Origin of the sequence: Streptomyces hygroscopicus subsp. hygroscopicus (assembly GCF_001553455.1) — a bacterium.
In the GTDB taxonomy this organism is placed as follows: Bacteria; Actinomycetota; Actinomycetes; order Streptomycetales; family Streptomycetaceae; genus Streptomyces; species Streptomyces hygroscopicus.
Genome location: NZ_BBOX01000138.1, coordinates 1 through 16,983 on the forward strand (window position 1 = coordinate 1; position 16,983 = coordinate 16,983).

The following is a 16,983-nucleotide window of genomic DNA, read 5'->3' on the forward strand; positions in this document are numbered from 1 at the left end:
GGCCCGGCCCGCCGCCGGAACCGGCCCGGCCCGCCGCCGGAACCGGCCCGGCCCTCAGCCGGAACCGGCCCGGCCCTCAGCTCCGCTGTCCGGCGACCGCCCGGACCGCCTCCACCACCGGCGTCCCGCCGTTGACCAGGTCCAGCGTGCGGTGCGCCGTGCGGGGCTCGTCCAGAAGGGCGGCCAGGACCGCCGCCACATCGTCGCGGGTGACCTCGCTCCGGCCCGTGTGCTCGGCCAGCTCCACCCGGCCCGTCCCCGGGTCGTCGGTCAGCCGCCCCGGGCGCAGCACGGTCCAGTCGAGGCCGTCCCGGGCGCGGACGTCGTTCTCGGCCGCGGTCTTGGCGCGCAGGTAGGCGGCGAAGACCGGGTCGGTGCCGGGCGGCGGCTCCTGGGAGGTGCCCATCGAGGAGACGAGCAGGAACCGCCGGACCCCCGCCTGTTCCGCCGCGTCCGCGAAGAGCACCGCGGCCCGGTGGTCCACGGTCTCCTTACGGGCGGCACCGCTGCCGGGGCCCGCCCCGGCGGCGAAGACCGCCGCGTCCGCGCCTTCCAGATGCTTGACCAGGTCCTCCGCCGCGGCCGTCTCGAGGTCGCAGACGACCGGTTCGGTGCCCGACGCCAGCAGGTCGCCCGCCTGTTCCGGCTTGCGGATGACGCCCGCCACTTCGTCTCCGCGTGCGGTGAGCAGCCGCTCCAGCCGCAACGCGATCTGTCCATGTCCACCAGCGATCACAATGCGCATGATCCCGACCGTACGCCGTGCGGCCTACTGTTGCTCGCCGCCGCTCGGCGGCCGCGCCTGCCGGGGCAGGTCGAGCGCCACCGCGGCCGCCGAGTCGCAGTACTCCCGTACCGCGCTGGTACGGGCCACCACCCGGCCCCGGTGCACCACGACTCTGCTGTACGCGAGCGAGAGCGCCCCCGCGAGACCGTCCCCGCGCACCGCGAGCAGCTCGGCGGGGAATCCGGCCTCCACCCGCACCTCGGCCAGCCCCATCGCGGCCCGCGCCCGCCCGCACACCGCCTCGTACGCCTCCTCCGGCCGCAGCCCACCCCGGGACGCCAGCAGGAAGGCGGCCTCCAGCGGGTCGCCCCGGCCGACCGGATTGACCGCGTCCCGCAGCGCCCCGCTGCCCGCGGCCACCCGGACGCCCGCCGCGCGCAGCAGCCGCACCGGCGCGCAGGCGCAGGCGCGCGCTCCGCGGACGCCCTGGTGCTCCACCGCGGCGCAGTCGCCCTGGGGGAGGCAGACGACGGTCACCCCGGCCGCCGCCAGCCGCTCGGCGATCCGCCCCGCCATGGTCCCGGGCAGCCGGGACAGCCCTCCGCAGGGGCCGATGGTGACGCCCGGACGCAGTCCGCCGGCCATCGCCGCGAACCGGGCGAGCCGGGCCGGGTCATCGCCGTCCGTGTGCAGATCGACGGCGCAGCCGTGGCGGGCGGCGAGGTCGAGGACGGCCTCGGCGTGGCCGGTCGGGTCCGGGTCGAGGTCGGGGCAGCCGCCGAGGACCGCCGCGCCCATCCCCACCGCGTCGCGCAGCATCGCCAGCCCGTCGGCCCCCGCGGTGCCGGTGAGCACCCGGGGCACCGCCACCGCGCTCACCTCCATGAGCCCGCGCAGGGTCCGGCCGGCCTCCAGGACCGCCTCCAGGGAGCGCAGTCCGTGCACCCCGCCGACGCGGACGTGGGTGCGCAGCGCCGTGGCCCCGTGGCCGAGCTGGAGCAGGGCGGCCTCGACGGTGCGGCGCTGGACGTCCCCGGGGGCGCAGGGGACCGGGCCCGCCACGTCGGCCGTAAGGGCGGTGTCGCAGTGGGCGTGGGGTTCGGCGGGGGCGGGGAGCAGCAGATAGCCGTCGAGGTCCAGCCGGGGGCCGGGGACCAGGCTGCCCGCCGTGCCCACAGCCTCGATCCGGCCGCCGCTGAGCCGGACGTCCACGGTGCGCCCGTCGGCGAGCCGGGCGCCGCCGAGCACCAGCGCGGCGGGCTCGGGGGGCGCGTCGCCGTTCCTGGGCGGCTGGTGCGGCTGCTGCTGGCTCTCGGGCATCGCACTCCTGGGATTCGCAGGGCGTACGCGGGGCGCACAGGGGCGCGCGACGGGTGCGTGACGAGGGCGCCGGCGGTGACGCCGGGGCGCCACGGGTGACGCGCCGAGCATGCGACGGGTGGCGTGCGGGGCACGTGCCGGACGCGTGCGCAGCCAAGATCACGCGGGTGCGATCCGAAGCCTAGGACGCGGTGCGGGCGGCTTCGCGGAGGACTTCACGGAGGAGCCGAATAGTCGTACCGGTGTGGTGCATGAGTCCAGGGTGACGGCGAGCCACTACGGATTTCACCTTCGGCGGCCGAGCGTGTAATGTCTTCATCGCTCGCCCCAATAGCTCAGTCGGCAGAGCGTCTCCATGGTAAGGAGAAGGTCTACGGTTCGATTCCGTATTGGGGCTCTGATGTGTGAGGTTTCCCGTTCGGCTACGCTGGTCGAGCGGGGAGTCGAATCGCATCGCAGCGGTGTAGCTCAGTCGGTAGAGCAAGCGGCTCATAATCGCTGTGTCACCGGTTCAAGTCCGGTCACCGCTACTGACAGTAGCCGATTGTGGGGTCGGTCCTTCGATCGGCTACTCTTTCTGCGTTAATCCCCTAGTCCGTTCGTCAAGGAGCACTCACGTGGCTGCCACCGACGTCCGCCCGAAGATCACGCTGGCCTGCGTGGAGTGCAAGGAGCGGAACTACATCACCAAGAAGAACCGGCGCAACGACCCGGATCGTCTTGAGATCAAGAAGCACTGCCCGCGTTGCAACGCGCACACCGCGCACCGTGAGACGCGATAGCAATAAGCTCTCGTTCGAGGCCGCCCCCACTCGCGGGGGCGGCCTCGTTTCGTTGGTCATCCAATCGCAGGAGGTGTGCGCCGATGGCGCTCGACCAGTCCTTCGTGGGACGGAGCTACCCGCCCACCGCCCCGTACGAGGTCGGCCGGGAGAAGATCCGGGAATTCGCCGAGTCCCTCGGCGACACCAATCCGGTCTACACCGACCCCGAGGCGGCCCGCGCCCTCGGCTACCCCGATGTGATCGCCCCGCCGACGTTCGTTTTCACCATCACCTTCAAGGCGGCCGGGAAACAGGTCATCGAGGACCCGCAGCTGGGACTGGACTACAGCCGGGTGGTCCACGGTGACCAGCGGTTCGAGTACACCCGCCCGGTCCGCGCGGGGGACCGGCTGACGGTCACCTCGGCCATCGACTCGATCAAGTCGCTGGCCGGCAACGACATCCTGTCCGTCCGCGGTGAGGTCCACGACGAAGCAGGTGATCATGTGGCGACGTCGTTCACGACGCTGGTGGCCCGCGCCGCCGACGCAGAGGTGGAGGAGAGCAGATGACGGCCAGGATCTCGTATGACGCCGTGGAGGTCGGCACCGAGGTGCCGGTGCGCGAGTTCCGGGTGAACCGCGCCGACCTCGTGCGGTACGCGGGCGCGTCGGGCGACTTCAACCCGATCCACTGGAACGAGACGTTCGCCAAGGAGGTCGGCCTCCCCGACGTCATCGCGCACGGCGCCTACACCATGGCCGAGGCGGCCCGGGTGGTGAGCGACTGGGCCGGCGACCCCGGCGCCCTCGTCGAGTACGGCGTCCGCTTCACCAGGCCGGTCGTCGTCCCCAACGACGACAAGGGCGCGGTCATCGAGATCGGTGCCAAGGTCGCCGCCAAGCTGGACGACGAGGCCCGTACGGTGCGCCTCGACATCACGGCGACGAGCGCCGGCCAGAAGGTGCTGGGCCGGGCCCGCGCCGTGGTGCGGCTCGCCTGAGCCCTGGAGCGCGCGGGAGCGGCCCACGGGCGGATGGCGGCACGCGGGAGCGTGTGAGGCCCGTCCGGGCCCCCTCACGGGCCTCACAGCCGCCCGGCCCCGGCCTTCCCGTACGGGAGGCGGCCACCCCCGTAGGCCCCAGGAGGCGCCCCCGTACTCTTGAGCGCGTGCAGGAACTCCACGACGCCCCCCTCGCGCCCCTCACCACCTTCCGCCTCGGCGGACCGGCCAACCGGCTGATCACGGCCACCACCGATGACGAGGTGATCGCCGCGGTCCGGGAGGCCGACGCGGCCGGGACCCCGCTGCTGGTGATCGGCGGCGGCAGCAATCTGGTCATCGCCGACAAGGGCTTCGACGGCACCGCCCTGCACATCGCGACCAGCGGCTTCACCCTCGACGGCACCCGCCTGGAGCTCGCCGCGGGCGAGAACTGGTCGGACGCCGTGGCCCGTACGGTCCGGGCGGGGCTCGCGGGCATCGAATGCCTCGCCGGAATCCCCGGTTCCGCCGGGGCGACGCCGATTCAGAACGTCGGCGCCTACGGCCAGGAGGTCGCCGCCACGATCACCGAGGTGATCGCCTACGACCGCCGCGCCGACGAGGTCGTCACCCTCCCGAACGCCGAATGCGCCTTCTCGTACCGCCACAGCCGCTTCAAGGCCGAGCCCGACCGCCATGTGGTGCTCCGGGTCCGCTTCGGGCTGGAGGACGCCGGCGGGCTGTCCGCCCCCGTCCGGTATGCCGAGACCGCGCGGGTGCTCGGCGTCGAGGTGGGGGACCGGGTGGACGCCGCCGTCGCCCGCGAGACCGTCCTGGGGCTGCGCGCGGGCAAGGGCATGGTGCTCGACCCGGAGGACCACGACACCTGGTCCGCGGGGTCGTTCTTCACCAACCCGGTGCTCACCGAGGACGCCTACGCCGCCTTCCTCGCCCGCGTCGCCGAACGCCTCGGCCCGGAGGCCGCGCCGCCCGCCTTCCCGGCGGGCGAGGGGCTGATCAAGACCTCCGCGGCCTGGCTGATCGACAAGGCGGGCTTCGGCAAGGGCTACGGCACCGGCCCCGCCCGCATCTCCACCAAGCACACGCTCGCCCTCACCAACCGGGGCGAGGCCACGACCGAGGACCTGCTGGCCCTGGCCCGCGAGGTGGTGGCCGGGGTCCGGGACGCCTTCGGGGTGACCCTGGTCAACGAGCCGGTGACGGTCGGCGTGAGCCTGTGAACCTGAGCCTGTGAACCCCCACCTCCGGAAATCCGTAGGTGGGGGTTCAGCCACCTCCGGAGATCCGTAGGTGGGGGTTCAGCCCGCCAGCCAGTCGTCGATCTCCGTCAGCAGCCGCCGCCGGACCTCCTCCGGGGCGGCCGAACCGCGCACCGACTGCCGCGCCAGCTCCGCCAGCTCGGCGTCGGTGAAGCCGTGGTGCTTGCGCGCCAGCTCGTACTGCGCCGCCAGCCGTGAGCCGAAGAGCAGCGGGTCGTCCGCGCCGAGCGCCATCGGCACCCCCGCGTCGTACAGCGTCCGCAGCGGGACGTCCTCCGGCTTCTCGTAGACCCCGAGCGCCACGTTGGACGACGGGCACACCTCGCAGGTCACCTGGCGCTCGGCGAGCCGGGCGAGCAGCCGCGGGTCCTCCGCCGCGCGCACCCCGTGGCCGACCCGGACCGCGCCGAGGTCGTCCAGGCAGTCCCGCACGCTGCTGGGGCCCGACAGCTCACCGCCGTGCGGCGCCGCCAGCAGCCCGCCGTCCCGGGCGATGGCGAAGGCCCGGTCGAAGTCGCGGGCGAAACCGCGCCGCTCGTCGTTGGAGAGGCCGAAGCCGACGACCCCGCGGTCCGCGTAGCGCACCGCGAGCCGGGCGAGGGTGCGCGCCTCCAGCGGATGCTTCATGCGGTTCGCGGCGACCAGCACCCGGATGCCGAGACCGGTGTCCGCGGAGGCGCTCTCGACCGCGTCCAGGATGATCTCCATCGCCGGGATCAGCCCGCCCAGGCGCGGGGCGTACGAGGTGGGGTCGACCTGGATCTCCAGCCACTGGGCCCCGTCCCGCACGTCCTCCTGGGCCGCTTCGCGCACCAGCCGCCGGATGTCGTCGGCCTCGCGCAGGCAGGACCGGGCGATGTCGTACAGCCGCTGGAAGCGGAACCATCCGCGCTCATCGGTGGCGCGCAGCTTCGGCGGCTCGCCGCCGCTCAGCGCCTCGGGCAGGTGGACGCCGTACTTGTCGGCGAGTTCGAGGAGGGTTCCGGGGCGCATGGAGCCGGTGAAATGGAGGTGCAGATGCGCTTTGGGGAGCAGGTGTACATCGCGTGCCATCTGCAGATACTGCCGTACGACCGGATACGCCGGTACCCGCTTTCCCCGAACGGGGGGTGTGCTGAGGCGGAACGGGCCGGATCCGCCTCCGCGGATTCCGGCCCGTTCCGCCGCGCGCCCGGGCGGACGCGACGGACGCGATCGACGCGGCTCAGGCGCGCGCCTCGCCCAGCAGCTTCTGCACCCGGGAGACGCCCTCGACGAGGTCCTCGTCGCCCAGCGCGTAGGACAGCCGCAGATAGCCCGGGGTGCCGAACGCCTCACCCGGCACCACCGCGACCTCGGCCTCCTCCAGGATCAGCTCCGCCAGCTCGACGGTGGTCCCGGGCCGCTTGCCGCGGATCTCCCTGCCGAGCAGCCCCTTGACCGAGGGGTAGGCGTAGAACGCGCCCTCCGGCTCCGGGCACTCCACGCCGTCGATCTCGTTCAGCATCCGCACGATGGTGCGGCGGCGGCGGTCGAACGCCTCGCGCATCGCGGCCACGGCGTCCAGGTCGCCCGAGACGGCGGCCAGCGCGGCGACCTGAGCGACATTGCTCACATTGGAGGTGGCGTGCGACTGGAGGTTGGTCGCGGCCTTGACGACGTCCTTGGGGCCGATGATCCAGCCGACCCGCCAGCCGGTCATCGCGTAGGTCTTGGCGACACCGTTGACCACGATGCACTTGTCGCGCAGCTCGGGCACCACGACCGGCAGCGAGTGGAACTCCGCCTCTCCGTAGACCAGGTGCTCGTAGATCTCGTCGGTCAGCACCCACAGCCCGTGCCCGGCGGCCCAGCGGCCGATCTCCTCGATCTGCTCACGGCTGTAGACGGCGCCGGTGGGGTTGGAGGGGGAGACGAAGAGCAGCACCTTGGTGTGCTCGGTGCGGGCCGCCTCCAGCTGCTCGACGGAGACGCGGTAGCCGGTCGTCTCGTCGGCGACGACCTCCACCGGGACACCGCCGGCCAGCCGGATCGACTCCGGGTAGGTGGTCCAGTAGGGCGCGGGGACGATGACCTCGTCGCCCGGGTCGAGGATCGCGGCGAACGCCTCGTAGATGGCCTGCTTGCCACCGTTGGTCACCAGGACCTGGGCCGCCTCGACCTCGTACCCGCTGTCCCGCAGCGTCTTCGCGGCGATCGCCGCCTTGAGCTCGGGCAGCCCGCCGGCCGGGGTGTAGCGGTGGTACTTCGGATCGCGGCAGGCCGCCGCCGCGGCGTCGACGATGTAGTCGGGCGTGGGGAAGTCGGGCTCGCCCGCGCCGAAACCGATCACCGGACGGCCCGCGGCCTTGAGGGCCTTGGCCTTGGCGTCGACGGCGAGGGTCGCGGACTCGGAGATCGAGCCGATCCGGGCCGATACCCGCCGTTCGGTCGGGGACTGTACTGGGGGAGTAGCAGCGGTCATGCATGCATCGTCGCAGACGGGAGAAATGGGCGGCACACGGGTTTGCGGAGACTTCGCGCGCTTCTCGTTCGACGCCCGGCCGTCAAGCACGTACACTCATCCGTCGTTGGCCGATCAACAGCCGCATCCGACCGCACACTCCGTGCAGCCGGGTGTATGCGGTAGGTTGGGAGTGCCGCAAAGGGTCGTAGCTCAATTGGTAGAGCACTGGTCTCCAAAACCAGCGGTTGGGGGTTCAAGTCCCTCCGGCCCTGCTACACGCACGTTGATCAGGGTGCGTGCATGCGTACGCAAGGACAAGCACCGCTGTGCGGCCGGGCCGGACGCGGCACGGCCACGACCCGGATTCAGGTGAGGACGAGTGACGGAAGCCCTTGGCTCCACCGCGACGCCTGAGAGCGGTCGTCCCGAGGACGAGGTGGCGACCAAGCGGGGTCGTCGTGGTGGTAAGCGTGCCAAGAAGGGGCCGTTCGGTCGGCTTGCGCTTTTCTACCGCCAGATCATCGCTGAGCTGCGGAAGGTCGTCTGGCCCACGCGCAGCCAGCTGTCGACGTACACCAGTGTGGTGATCGTTTTCGTCGTCATCATGATCGGCATCGTGACCGTGATTGACTATGGGTTCAACAACGCCATCAAGTACGTCTTTGGCTGAGACCCCCGCGAAAGGCGGCCGCCGCCCGGCGTCGCCTCTTTCGCACGTTCCACCCCTTTGAAGCCAGGAAGAAGCAGCCACCGTGTCTGACCCGAACCTGAACGACGCCGCCGAGCCCGTCGAGTCCCGTGAGGACGAGCTCGACATCGTCGAGGCGGCGGACTCCGACCAGGCTGAAGCAGCCGACGCCGCGGCGGGCGCGCCGGCCGAGGAGGAGGCGCTCCACGTCGAGGGCGAGGACGCCATCGAGGCGGAGAAGGCCGACGCGGCCGAGTCCGAAGACCTGGAGGAGGCTCCGGCCGAGGCCGCGGCCGATCCGGTCGAGGCGCTCCGCGAGGAGCTGCGCGGGCTGCCCGGTGAGTGGTACGTGATCCACACCTACGCGGGCTACGAGAAGCGCGTGAAGGCCAACCTGGAGCAGCGTGCCGTCTCGCTCAACGTCGAGGACTTCATCTACCAGGCCGAGGTCCCCGAGGAAGAGATCGTCCAGATCAAGAACGGCGAGCGCAAGAACGTCCGGCAGAACAAGCTGCCCGGCTATGTGCTCGTCCGCATGGACCTGACGAACGAGTCGTGGGGTGTCGTCCGCAACACCCCGGGCGTCACCGGCTTCGTGGGCAACGCCTACGACCCGTACCCGCTGACCCTGGACGAGATCGTCAAGATGCTCGCCCCCGAGGCCGAGGAGAAGGCCGCCAAGGCCGCCGCCGAGGAGAGCGGCCTGCCGGCGCCGAGCCGCAAGGTCGAGGTCCAGGTGCTGGACTTCGAGGTCGGCGACTCGGTCACGGTCACCGACGGCCCGTTCGCGACCCTTCAGGCGACGATCAACGAGATCAACGCCGACTCGAAGAAGGTCAAGGGTCTGGTGGAGATCTTCGGCCGCGAGACCCCGGTCGAGCTGAGCTTCGACCAGATCCAGAAGAACTAAGAGCTCATACGAGAACTTCCGAACAGGTCAGACGGGCTTTCGCGGCCGGTCTGACCTGCTCGGTTTTAAGGCGCACAGCTATACCCGTTATCGTTGTGCGGTATGCCTCCATCCGGATGATCCGGTTCGGAGGCGAACACCCTCTCACTAGGACCCGGAGAGAGCATGCCTCCCAAGAAGAAGAAGGTCACGGGGCTGATCAAGCTCCAGATCCAGGCCGGCGCCGCGAACCCGGCCCCGCCGGTCGGCCCCGCGCTGGGTCAGCACGGCGTCAACATCATGGAGTTCTGCAAGGCCTACAACGCCGCGACCGAGTCGCAGCGTGGCATGGTCGTGCCGGTGGAGATCACGGTCTACGAGGACCGCTCCTTCACCTTCGTGACCAAGACCCCGCCGGCCGCCAAGCTGATCCTCAAGGCCGCGGGCGTGGAGAAGGGCTCCGGCGAGCCGCACAAGACCAAGGTCGCCAAGATCACCCGCGACCAGGTGCGTGAGATCGCCACCACCAAGATGCCCGACCTGAATGCCAACGACCTGGACGCCGCCGAGAAGATCATCGCCGGCACCGCCCGTTCCATGGGCATCACGGTCGAGGGCTGACACCTCCGTAGCGAGGGCCGACAGCCCCCGCGGCCACGTGTGGCAGGGCCAAGCGCTGGCCCGGACCACGAACTCCACAGACATCAGGAGCAACAGTGAGCAAGCGCAGCAAGACCCTCCGCGCTGCGGACGCCAAGATCGACCGGGAGCGCACCTACGCCCCGCTCGAGGCCGTCCGTCTCGCGAAGGACACCTCCACGAGCAAGTTCGACGCGACCGTCGAGGTCGCCATGCGTCTGGGCGTCGACCCGCGCAAGGCCGACCAGATGGTGCGCGGCACCGTGAACCTGCCGCACGGCACCGGTAAGACCGCCCGGGTCCTGGTCTTCGCGACCGGTGACCGTGCTGCGGCCGCGGAGGCCGCCGGCGCCGACATCGTCGGCTCCGACGAGCTCATCGACGAGGTGTCCAAGGGCCGTCTGGACTTCGACGCCGTCGTCGCCACCCCGGACCTCATGGGCAAGGTCGGCCGTCTGGGCCGGGTGCTCGGTCCGCGTGGTCTGATGCCGAACCCGAAGACCGGCACCGTCACCCCGGACGTGGCCAAGGCGGTCACGGACATCAAGGGCGGCAAGATCGAGTTCCGCGTCGACAAGCACGCCAACCTGCACTTCATCATCGGCAAGGTGTCCTTCGACGAGGCCCAGCTGGTGGAGAACTACGCCGCGGCGCTCGAGGAGATCAACCGTCTCAAGCCGTCCGCCGCGAAGGGCCGCTACATCAAGAAGGCGACCCTGACCACCACGATGGGCCCCGGCATCCCGCTGGACGCCAACCGCACCCGCAACCTGCTGGTCGAGGAAGAGGCCGTCTGAGGCCGCCCCTGAACCGGCGCACCACGGTGTGCAACCGCCGGGCCCCCGCATCTCGTCGATGATGCGGGGGCCCGGCGCGTTCCGTTGTCGGCCCCCTCCGCTACAGTGCACTCTGCACAGACGTAAAAGAGAAATAAAAACTAGGGGGAACCGTGCGCGGTACTCATGTCGGTATGCGATGGGCCATAGCCGCCGGAAGCGTCGCTCTGATGGTTGGCCTCACCGCGTGCGGGAGCGACAAGTCCGGCGACGACAAGGCCGGCGACAAGACGGGCGAGAAGAGCGGCCAGTCCGCGATGAGCCCGCTGGCGGCGCTCAAGCTGGCCTCGCAGCAGACGGACAAGAAGCACTCGGCCAAGGTCGAGGGCACCACGAAGATGGGCGAGCAGAACTCGCAGATGTCCGGCGCGATGGACTGGTCCAACGGCATCCGGGCCAACATGTCCATCACCCAGCGCGGCGGCGCCGTCGCCTCCTCCCCGGTCGAGGGCAAGCCGATGGACGCCCGCTACACGCCGGACGCGATGTTCCTGAACATGGGTGACCAGTTCGCCGCGCAGGCCGGCGGCGGCAAGCACTGGGTGAAGTACGACTACGACGTGCTGGCCCAGAAGGCGGGCCCCTCGGGCGCCTTCCTGAAGGACCAGATGCAGAACAACAACCCCTCCCGCTCGGTGGAGCTGCTGCTGGCCACGGGCAAGGTCAAGAGCGTGGGCACCGAGGACGTGAAGGGCGTCAAGGCGACGCACTACACGGGCACGGTCAAGGTCTCCGAGATCGCCAAGATGCAGTCCAAGGAGCTGAGCCAGTCGGACCTGGACGCCCTGCAGAAGCAGCTGGAGACCTCGGGCATGGACACCGAGACCATCGACCTGTGGGTGGACGGCCAGAACCTGCTGGTGAAGAAGCGTGAGCAGGCGCAGAGCAACAACGGCGCCTATGACTCCACGGTCTTCTACACGGACTACGGCACCGCGGTGACGGTCGACGAGCCATCCTCCTCGGACACCGTGGACTTCCAGGACATGCTCCAGCAGTAGAGCCGATTTGCCTGGCCGCGGCCCGTTCGCGTAGTCTCCTACAGAAGCCAAAGACCGCTGGTTGTCGCCGTGCCCCCGGAAGGGGAAGCGGTGGCTGAAGGATCCGCTAGCTGCGGACGACCTGCGTAGGTGACTGTGGTTGCACTCCCGGAACGGGCCGCGGGTCCGTATCGGTCGAGTACGCCCCGAGCGCCTGCGCCGGGGCGTTTTCGCGTTGTCTCAGTCTCCTTCCTTCAGGCCGAAGCGGTCCTCATCACCCGGAAGGAGGCCGAGGCTCATGGCGAGTCCTGACAAGGTCGCAGCCGTCGACGAGATGCGGGAGAAGTTCCGCAGCTCCAACGCGGCTGTCGTGACCGCGTACACCGGTCTCACCGTCGCGCAGCTCAAGGAGCTGCGCCGTTCGCTCGGTGAGAACGCTCAGTACCGTGTGGTGAAGAACACGCTGACCAAGATCGCGGCCAACGAGGCCGGGATCAACCAGCTCGACGACCTGTTCTCGGGTTCGTCGGCCGTCGCCTTCGTGACCGGTGACCCGGTCGAGGCGGCGAAGGGTCTCCGTGACTTCGCCAAGGAGAACCCCGCTCTCGTCATCAAGGGCGGTGTCCTTGACGGCAAGGCGCTGTCCGCCGACGAGATCAAGAAGCTCGCGGACCTCGAGTCCCGTGAGGTGCTGCTCGCCAAGCTGGCGGGTGCGATGAAGGCCAAGCAGTCCCAGGCTGCCGCGCTCTTCCAGGCCCCGCTGTCCAAGCTCGTCCGGACCGCCGAGGCGCTCCGGCAGAAGCAGGCCGAGCAGGGCGGTGCCGAATCCCCGGCTCCCGCCGAGGCCGAGGCCGCCGAGTAGTCAAGGCCCCGGTCGCAGCGGGCCCGGAAGCCCGCCGACATGTACATCCGGCACCACCTGCCGAATTAGTGGAAGGACCGCCATCATGGCGAAGCTCAGCCAGGAAGACCTGCTCGCGCAGTTCGAGGAGATGACCCTCATCGAGCTCTCCGAGTTCGTGAAGGCCTTCGAGGAGAAGTTCGACGTCACCGCCGCCGCCCCGGCCGCCGTCGTCGCCGCCGCTCCGGGTGCCCCGGGCGCCGCTGCCCCGGCCGAGGAGGAGAAGGACGAGTTCGACGTCATCCTCACCGGCGCCGGCGACAAGAAGATCCAGGTCATCAAGGTCGTGCGGGAGCTGACCTCGCTGGGTCTGAAGGAGGCCAAGGACCTCGTCGACGGCACCCCGAAGCCGGTCCTCGAGAAGGTCAACAAGGAGCAGGCCGACAAGGCCGCCGAGTCCCTCAAGGGCGCCGGCGCCTCCGTCGAGGTCAAGTGATCTCACGGCCCGCCGCCACACGCCGGTAGCGCGGGGGCGGCGAGGTCTGATTCACGCCAGGGGCGATCACCCGTTCGGGTGGTCGCCCTTCGGCGCTTCCGTGACGGCTGCATTGCCTTACGGGCTTGTGGAGGTATGGTGATCTTCGTTGCCCGTCGCCACGCCCTGTGACGATCTCGCCGGAGTGGGGGGCCTTGACGAACGGCACGCAGCGCGCAATTCTCAGGACGCGACGTCACATCGATCCGTAAGTCCGAGGCATGGATCGTCGGCGGAGCGGGCAGTATCGATATGCGCATCGAGCGCTTGGGCTGCCAACAGGGCGTATGAAGACAACGAGGGGCGCGCCCCCTCACCGGAGGGAGAGATTGGCACTGCCGGTCTCAGAAACTCGGCGCTGGACATCAGTGTGCCAAGTGGCTACACTGACCCTTTGCGCTGCCTGTTAGCTGCTCCCTGCCCGTCACCAGGGGCATACCCACCTTCGAGCACTACCGATGGAAACACCCTGACCAGGGATTTCATCCATGAGTTCGCGGTGGGACCGGTACGCGCGTAGTGAGTCCGAGCCCTCGGAAGGACCCCCTCTTGGCCGCCTCGCGCAACGCCTCGACTGCCAATACGAACAATGGCGCCAGCACCGCCCCGCTGCGCATCTCCTTTGCGAAGATCAAGGAGCCTCTCGAGGTTCCGAACCTCCTCGCGCTGCAGACCGAGAGCTTCGATTGGCTGCTCGGCAATGCCGCGTGGAAGGCTCGCGTCGAGGCTGCGCTGGACAGCGGTCAGGACGTCCCCACCAAGTCCGGTCTGGAAGAGATCTTCGAGGAGATCTCCCCGATCGAGGACTTCTCCGGGTCGATGTCCCTGACCTTCCGTGATCACCGTTTCGAGCCGCCGAAGAACTCGATCGACGAGTGCAAGGAGCGTGACTTCACCTACGCCGCTCCGCTCTTCGTCACGGCCGAGTTCACCAACAACGAGACCGGCGAGATCAAGTCCCAGACGGTCTTCATGGGCGACTTCCCGCTCATGACCCCGAAGGGCACCTTCTGCATCAACGGCACCGAGCGTGTCGTCGTCTCGCAGCTGGTCCGTTCTCCCGGTGTCTACTTCGACTCCTCCATCGACAAGACGTCCGACAAGGACATCTTCTCGGCCAAGATCATCCCGTCCCGGGGTGCCTGGCTGGAGATGGAGATCGACAAGCGCGACATGGTCGGTGTCCGCATCGACCGCAAGCGCAAGCAGTCCGTGACCGTCCTGCTCAAGGCGCTCGGCTGGACCACCGAGCAGATCCTCGAGGAGTTCGGCGAGTACGAGTCCATGCGCGCCACCCTGGAGAAGGACCACACCCAGGGCCAGGACGACGCGCTGCTCGACATCTACCGCAAGCTGCGTCCGGGCGAGCCGCCGACCCGTGAGGCCGCGCAGACGCTGCTGGAGAACCTCTACTTCAACCCCAAGCGCTACGACCTGGCCAAGGTCGGCCGCTACAAGGTCAACAAGAAGCTCGGCGCCGACCAGCCGCTCGACGCCGGCGTGCTGACCACCGACGATGTCATCGCGACCATCAAGTACCTGGTCAAGCTGCACGCCGGGGAGACCGAGACGATCGGCGAGAACGGCCAGTCGATCGTGGTCGAGACCGATGACATCGACCACTTCGGCAACCGTCGTCTGCGCAACGTCGGCGAGCTCATCCAGAACCAGGTCCGCACCGGTCTGGCCCGTATGGAGCGCGTCGTCCGCGAGCGCATGACCACGCAGGACGTCGAGGCGATCACGCCGCAGACCCTGATCAACATCCGGCCGGTCGTCGCCTCCATCAAGGAGTTCTTCGGCACCAGCCAGCTGTCCCAGTTCATGGACCAGACCAACCCGCTGTCGGGTCTGACCCACAAGCGCCGTCTGTCGGCGCTGGGCCCGGGCGGTCTGAGCCGTGAGCGGGCGGGCTTCGAGGTCCGTGACGTGCACCCGTCCCACTACGGCCGGATGTGCCCGATCGAGACCCCGGAAGGCCCGAACATCGGTCTGATCGGTTCGCTCGCCTCCTACGGCCGGGTCAACGCGTTCGGTTTCGTGGAGACCCCGTACCGCAAGGTCGTCGACGGTGTGGTCACCGACCAGGTGGACTTCCTCACCGCCGATGAGGAGGACCGCTTCGTCATCGCCCAGGCGAACGCGCCGCTGGCCGAGGACAACACCTACGCCGAGAACCGGGTCCTGGTCCGCCGCCGTGGCGGTGAGGTCGACTACGTGCCCGGCTCCGAGGTGGACTACATGGACGTCTCGCCGCGCCAGATGGTGTCGGTCGCGACCGCCATGATCCCGTTCCTCGAGCACGACGACGCCAACCGCGCGCTCATGGGATCGAACATGATGCGCCAGGCCGTGCCGCTGATCAAGGCGGAGTCCCCGCTGGTCGGCACCGGCATGGAGTACCGCTGCGCGGTCGACGCCGGCGATGTCATCAAGGCCGAGAAGGACGGTGTCGTCCAGGAGGTCTCCGCCGACTACGTGACGGTGGCCAACGACGACGGCACCTACACCACCTACCGGGTGGCCAAGTTCTCCCGCTCCAACCAGGGCACCTCCTTCAACCAGAAGGTCGTCGTGGACGAGGGCGCCCGGGTGATCGCCGGCCAGGTGCTGGCCGACGGCCCGTCCACCGAGGACGGCGAGATGGCGCTCGGCAAGAACCTGCTCGTGGCGTTCATGCCGTGGGAGGGCCACAACTACGAGGACGCGATCATCCTCAGCCAGCGTCTGGTGCAGGACGACGTCCTCTCCTCGATCCACATCGAGGAGCACGAGGTCGACGCCCGGGACACCAAACTCGGCCCCGAGGAGATCACCCGGGACATCCCGAACGTCTCCGAGGAGGTCCTGGCCGACCTCGACGAGCGCGGCATCATCCGCATCGGCGCCGAGGTCCGCGACGGCGACATCCTCTGCGGCAAGGTCACCCCGAAGGGTGAGACCGAGCTGACGCCGGAGGAGCGCCTGCTGCGGGCGATCTTCGGTGAGAAGGCCCGTGAGGTCCGTGACACCTCGCTGAAGGTGCCGCACGGCGAGACCGGCAAGGTCATCGGCGTGCGCGTCTTCGACCGCGAGGAGGGCGACGAGCTGCCGCCGGGCGTGAACCAGCTGGTCCGCGTCTACGTGGCGCAGAAGCGCAAGATCACCGATGGTGACAAGCTGGCCGGCCGCCACGGCAACAAGGGCGTCATCTCGAAGATCCTGCCGGTCGAGGACATGCCGTTCCTGGAGGACGGCACCCCGGTCGACATCATCCTCAACCCCCTCGGCGTCCCGTCCCGGATGAACCCGGGACAGGTCCTGGAGATCCACCTCGGCTGGCTGGCCTCCCAGGGCTGGAAGGTCGAGGGCGACGAGGACTGGATGAAGCGGCTGAAGTCGATCGGCGCGGACGAGGTCCAGCCCGGCACCAACGTCGCCACCCCGGTCTTCGACGGCGCCCGTGAGGACGAGCTGGCGGGTCTGTTCGAGCACACCGTGCCGAACCGCGACGGCGAGCGCATGGTGCTGCCCTCGGGCAAGGCCCGGCTCTTCGACGGCCGCTCCGGCGAGCCGTTCCCGGACCCGATCTCCGTCGGCTACATGTACATCCTCAAGCTGCACCACCTGGTGGACGACAAGCTGCACGCCCGGTCCACCGGTCCGTACTCGATGATCACCCAGCAGCCGCTGGGTGGTAAGGCTCAGTTCGGTGGCCAGCGCTTCGGTGAGATGGAGGTGTGGGCGCTGGAGGCTTACGGCGCCGCGTACGCCCTCCAGGAGCTGCTGACCATCAAGTCCGACGATGTCACCGGCCGCGTGAAGGTCTACGAGGCCATCGTCAAGGGCGAGAACATCCCCGAGCCCGGCATCCCCGAGTCCTTCAAGGTGCTCATCAAGGAGATGCAGTCCCTGTGCCTCAACGTGGAGGTGCTGTCGTCCGACGGCATGTCCATCGAGATGCGCGACACCGACGAGGACGTCTTCCGCGCAGCGGAAGAGCTCGGTATCGACCTGTCCCGGCGCGAGCCGACCAGCGTCGAAGAGGTCTGACGGGTCTGGCCGGGGCGGTTCGTACCGCGACTGCCCCGGCCT

At 69.4% G+C, this 16,983-nt stretch carries 16 protein-coding genes and 3 tRNA genes; 15 read left to right on the plus strand and 4 right to left on the minus strand.

Going from position 1 to position 16,983, the window contains the following annotated elements:
* Positions 1 to 76: 76 nt before the first annotated feature.
* Positions 77 to 745, minus strand: coding sequence for an SDR family oxidoreductase (locus AXW62_RS16150; protein WP_060945174.1), 669 nt, complete (start codon positions 743 to 745; stop codon positions 77 to 79).
* A 24-nt stretch (positions 746 to 769) separates the two neighbouring features.
* Positions 770 to 2,047, minus strand: a complete 1,278-nt coding sequence (locus AXW62_RS16155) for an amidohydrolase family protein (RefSeq protein WP_060945175.1) — start codon at positions 2,045 to 2,047, stop codon at positions 770 to 772.
* 324 nt (positions 2,048 to 2,371) lie between these two features.
* On the opposite strand from AXW62_RS16155, the gene AXW62_RS16160 reads away from it, so the two are divergent.
* The 6 genes from AXW62_RS16160 to AXW62_RS16185 all read left to right on the plus strand — a co-directional run bounded on the left by AXW62_RS16160 (position 2,372) and on the right by AXW62_RS16185 (position 5,037).
* Positions 2,372 to 2,444, plus strand: a tRNA-Thr gene (locus tag AXW62_RS16160).
* Between the two features lie 60 nt (positions 2,445 to 2,504).
* Positions 2,505 to 2,577 (plus strand) — tRNA-Met (locus tag AXW62_RS16165).
* An 87-nt stretch (positions 2,578 to 2,664) separates the two neighbouring features.
* A complete protein-coding gene (gene rpmG / locus AXW62_RS16170; protein WP_009715907.1) occupies positions 2,665 to 2,829 on the plus strand; it encodes a 50S ribosomal protein L33 in 165 nt (54 codons plus the stop codon).
* A gap of 83 nt (positions 2,830 to 2,912) precedes the next feature.
* On the plus strand, positions 2,913 to 3,383 hold the full coding sequence (locus tag AXW62_RS16175) for a MaoC family dehydratase N-terminal domain-containing protein (RefSeq protein ID WP_030835028.1): 471 nt from the start codon (positions 2,913 to 2,915) through the stop codon (positions 3,381 to 3,383).
* Positions 3,380 to 3,814 carry a MaoC family dehydratase gene (locus AXW62_RS16180; protein ID WP_060945176.1) on the plus strand — a complete coding sequence of 145 codons (435 nt, stop codon included), beginning with the start codon at positions 3,380 to 3,382 and terminating at the stop codon, positions 3,812 to 3,814. Before AXW62_RS16175 ends, AXW62_RS16180 begins: the two co-directional genes overlap by 4 nt.
* 167 nt (positions 3,815 to 3,981) lie before the next feature.
* Positions 3,982 to 5,037, plus strand: a complete 1,056-nt coding sequence (locus AXW62_RS16185) for a UDP-N-acetylmuramate dehydrogenase (protein WP_060945177.1) — start codon at positions 3,982 to 3,984, stop codon at positions 5,035 to 5,037.
* Between the two features lie 78 nt (positions 5,038 to 5,115).
* Here AXW62_RS16185 and AXW62_RS16190 read toward each other — a convergent pair whose 3' ends face one another.
* On the minus strand, positions 5,116 to 6,129 hold the full coding sequence (locus tag AXW62_RS16190; protein ID WP_060945178.1) for an adenosine deaminase: 1,014 nt from the start codon (positions 6,127 to 6,129) through the stop codon (positions 5,116 to 5,118).
* 151 nt (positions 6,130 to 6,280) lie between these two features.
* Positions 6,281 to 7,519, minus strand: a complete 1,239-nt coding sequence (locus AXW62_RS16195; protein ID WP_060945179.1) for a pyridoxal phosphate-dependent aminotransferase — start codon at positions 7,517 to 7,519, stop codon at positions 6,281 to 6,283.
* A gap of 181 nt (positions 7,520 to 7,700) precedes the next feature.
* On the opposite strand from AXW62_RS16195, the gene AXW62_RS16200 reads away from it, so the two are divergent.
* The 9 genes from AXW62_RS16200 to rpoB all read left to right on the plus strand — a co-directional run bounded on the left by AXW62_RS16200 (position 7,701) and on the right by rpoB (position 16,941).
* Positions 7,701 to 7,773, plus strand: a tRNA-Trp gene (locus AXW62_RS16200).
* Positions 7,774 to 7,880: 107 nt separating this feature from the next.
* Positions 7,881 to 8,171, plus strand: coding sequence for a preprotein translocase subunit SecE (secE, locus tag AXW62_RS16205; protein WP_030835042.1), 291 nt, complete (start codon positions 7,881 to 7,883; stop codon positions 8,169 to 8,171).
* A gap of 82 nt (positions 8,172 to 8,253) precedes the next feature.
* Positions 8,254 to 9,099 carry a transcription termination/antitermination protein NusG gene (nusG, locus tag AXW62_RS16210; RefSeq protein ID WP_060945180.1) on the plus strand — a complete coding sequence of 282 codons (846 nt, stop codon included), beginning with the start codon at positions 8,254 to 8,256 and terminating at the stop codon, positions 9,097 to 9,099.
* 165 nt (positions 9,100 to 9,264) lie between these two features.
* Complete coding sequence (rplK, locus tag AXW62_RS16215) at positions 9,265 to 9,699, plus strand: 50S ribosomal protein L11 (RefSeq protein ID WP_020869305.1); 435 nt, start codon at positions 9,265 to 9,267, stop codon at positions 9,697 to 9,699.
* A 95-nt stretch (positions 9,700 to 9,794) separates the two neighbouring features.
* Positions 9,795 to 10,514: a 50S ribosomal protein L1 gene (gene rplA / locus AXW62_RS16220; RefSeq protein ID WP_030835047.1), complete on the plus strand. Its 720-nt coding sequence runs from the start codon at positions 9,795 to 9,797 to the stop codon at positions 10,512 to 10,514.
* Between the two features lie 173 nt (positions 10,515 to 10,687).
* A complete protein-coding gene (locus AXW62_RS16225; RefSeq protein WP_063817596.1) occupies positions 10,688 to 11,554 on the plus strand; it encodes an SCO4651 family lipoprotein in 867 nt (288 codons plus the stop codon).
* 277 nt (positions 11,555 to 11,831) lie between these two features.
* Positions 11,832 to 12,395, plus strand: coding sequence for a 50S ribosomal protein L10 (rplJ, locus tag AXW62_RS16230; protein ID WP_060945182.1), 564 nt, complete (start codon positions 11,832 to 11,834; stop codon positions 12,393 to 12,395).
* An 85-nt stretch (positions 12,396 to 12,480) separates the two neighbouring features.
* Entirely contained in the window at positions 12,481 to 12,870 is a 390-nt protein-coding gene (rplL, locus tag AXW62_RS16235; RefSeq protein ID WP_030835056.1) for a 50S ribosomal protein L7/L12, read from the plus strand.
* A 588-nt stretch (positions 12,871 to 13,458) separates the two neighbouring features.
* Complete coding sequence (gene rpoB, locus AXW62_RS16240) at positions 13,459 to 16,941, plus strand: DNA-directed RNA polymerase subunit beta (protein WP_030835059.1); 3,483 nt, start codon at positions 13,459 to 13,461, stop codon at positions 16,939 to 16,941.
* Positions 16,942 to 16,983 lie beyond the last annotated feature (42 nt).

Bases quoted from the DNA above. Each gene is read 5' to 3' on its own strand.
- AXW62_RS16150 (WP_060945174.1), bottom strand. From the start codon at position 745: ATGCGCATTGTGATCGCTGGTGGACATGGACAGATCGCGTTGCGGCTG.
- AXW62_RS16155 (WP_060945175.1), bottom strand. From the start codon at position 2,047: ATGCCCGAGAGCCAGCAGCAGCCGCACCAGCCGCCCAGGAACGGCGAC.
- AXW62_RS16175 (WP_030835028.1), top strand. From the start codon at position 2,913: ATGGCGCTCGACCAGTCCTTCGTGGGACGGAGCTACCCGCCCACCGCC.
- AXW62_RS16180 (WP_060945176.1), top strand. From the start codon at position 3,380: ATGACGGCCAGGATCTCGTATGACGCCGTGGAGGTCGGCACCGAGGTG.
- AXW62_RS16190 (WP_060945178.1), bottom strand. From the start codon at position 6,129: ATGGCACGCGATGTACACCTGCTCCCCAAAGCGCATCTGCACCTCCAT.
- AXW62_RS16195 (WP_060945179.1), bottom strand. From the start codon at position 7,519: ATGACCGCTGCTACTCCCCCAGTACAGTCCCCGACCGAACGGCGGGTA.
- rplK (WP_020869305.1), top strand. From the start codon at position 9,265: ATGCCTCCCAAGAAGAAGAAGGTCACGGGGCTGATCAAGCTCCAGATC.
- AXW62_RS16225 (WP_063817596.1), top strand. From the start codon at position 10,688: ATGCGATGGGCCATAGCCGCCGGAAGCGTCGCTCTGATGGTTGGCCTC.
- rplJ (WP_060945182.1), top strand. From the start codon at position 11,832: ATGGCGAGTCCTGACAAGGTCGCAGCCGTCGACGAGATGCGGGAGAAG.
- rplL (WP_030835056.1), top strand. From the start codon at position 12,481: ATGGCGAAGCTCAGCCAGGAAGACCTGCTCGCGCAGTTCGAGGAGATG.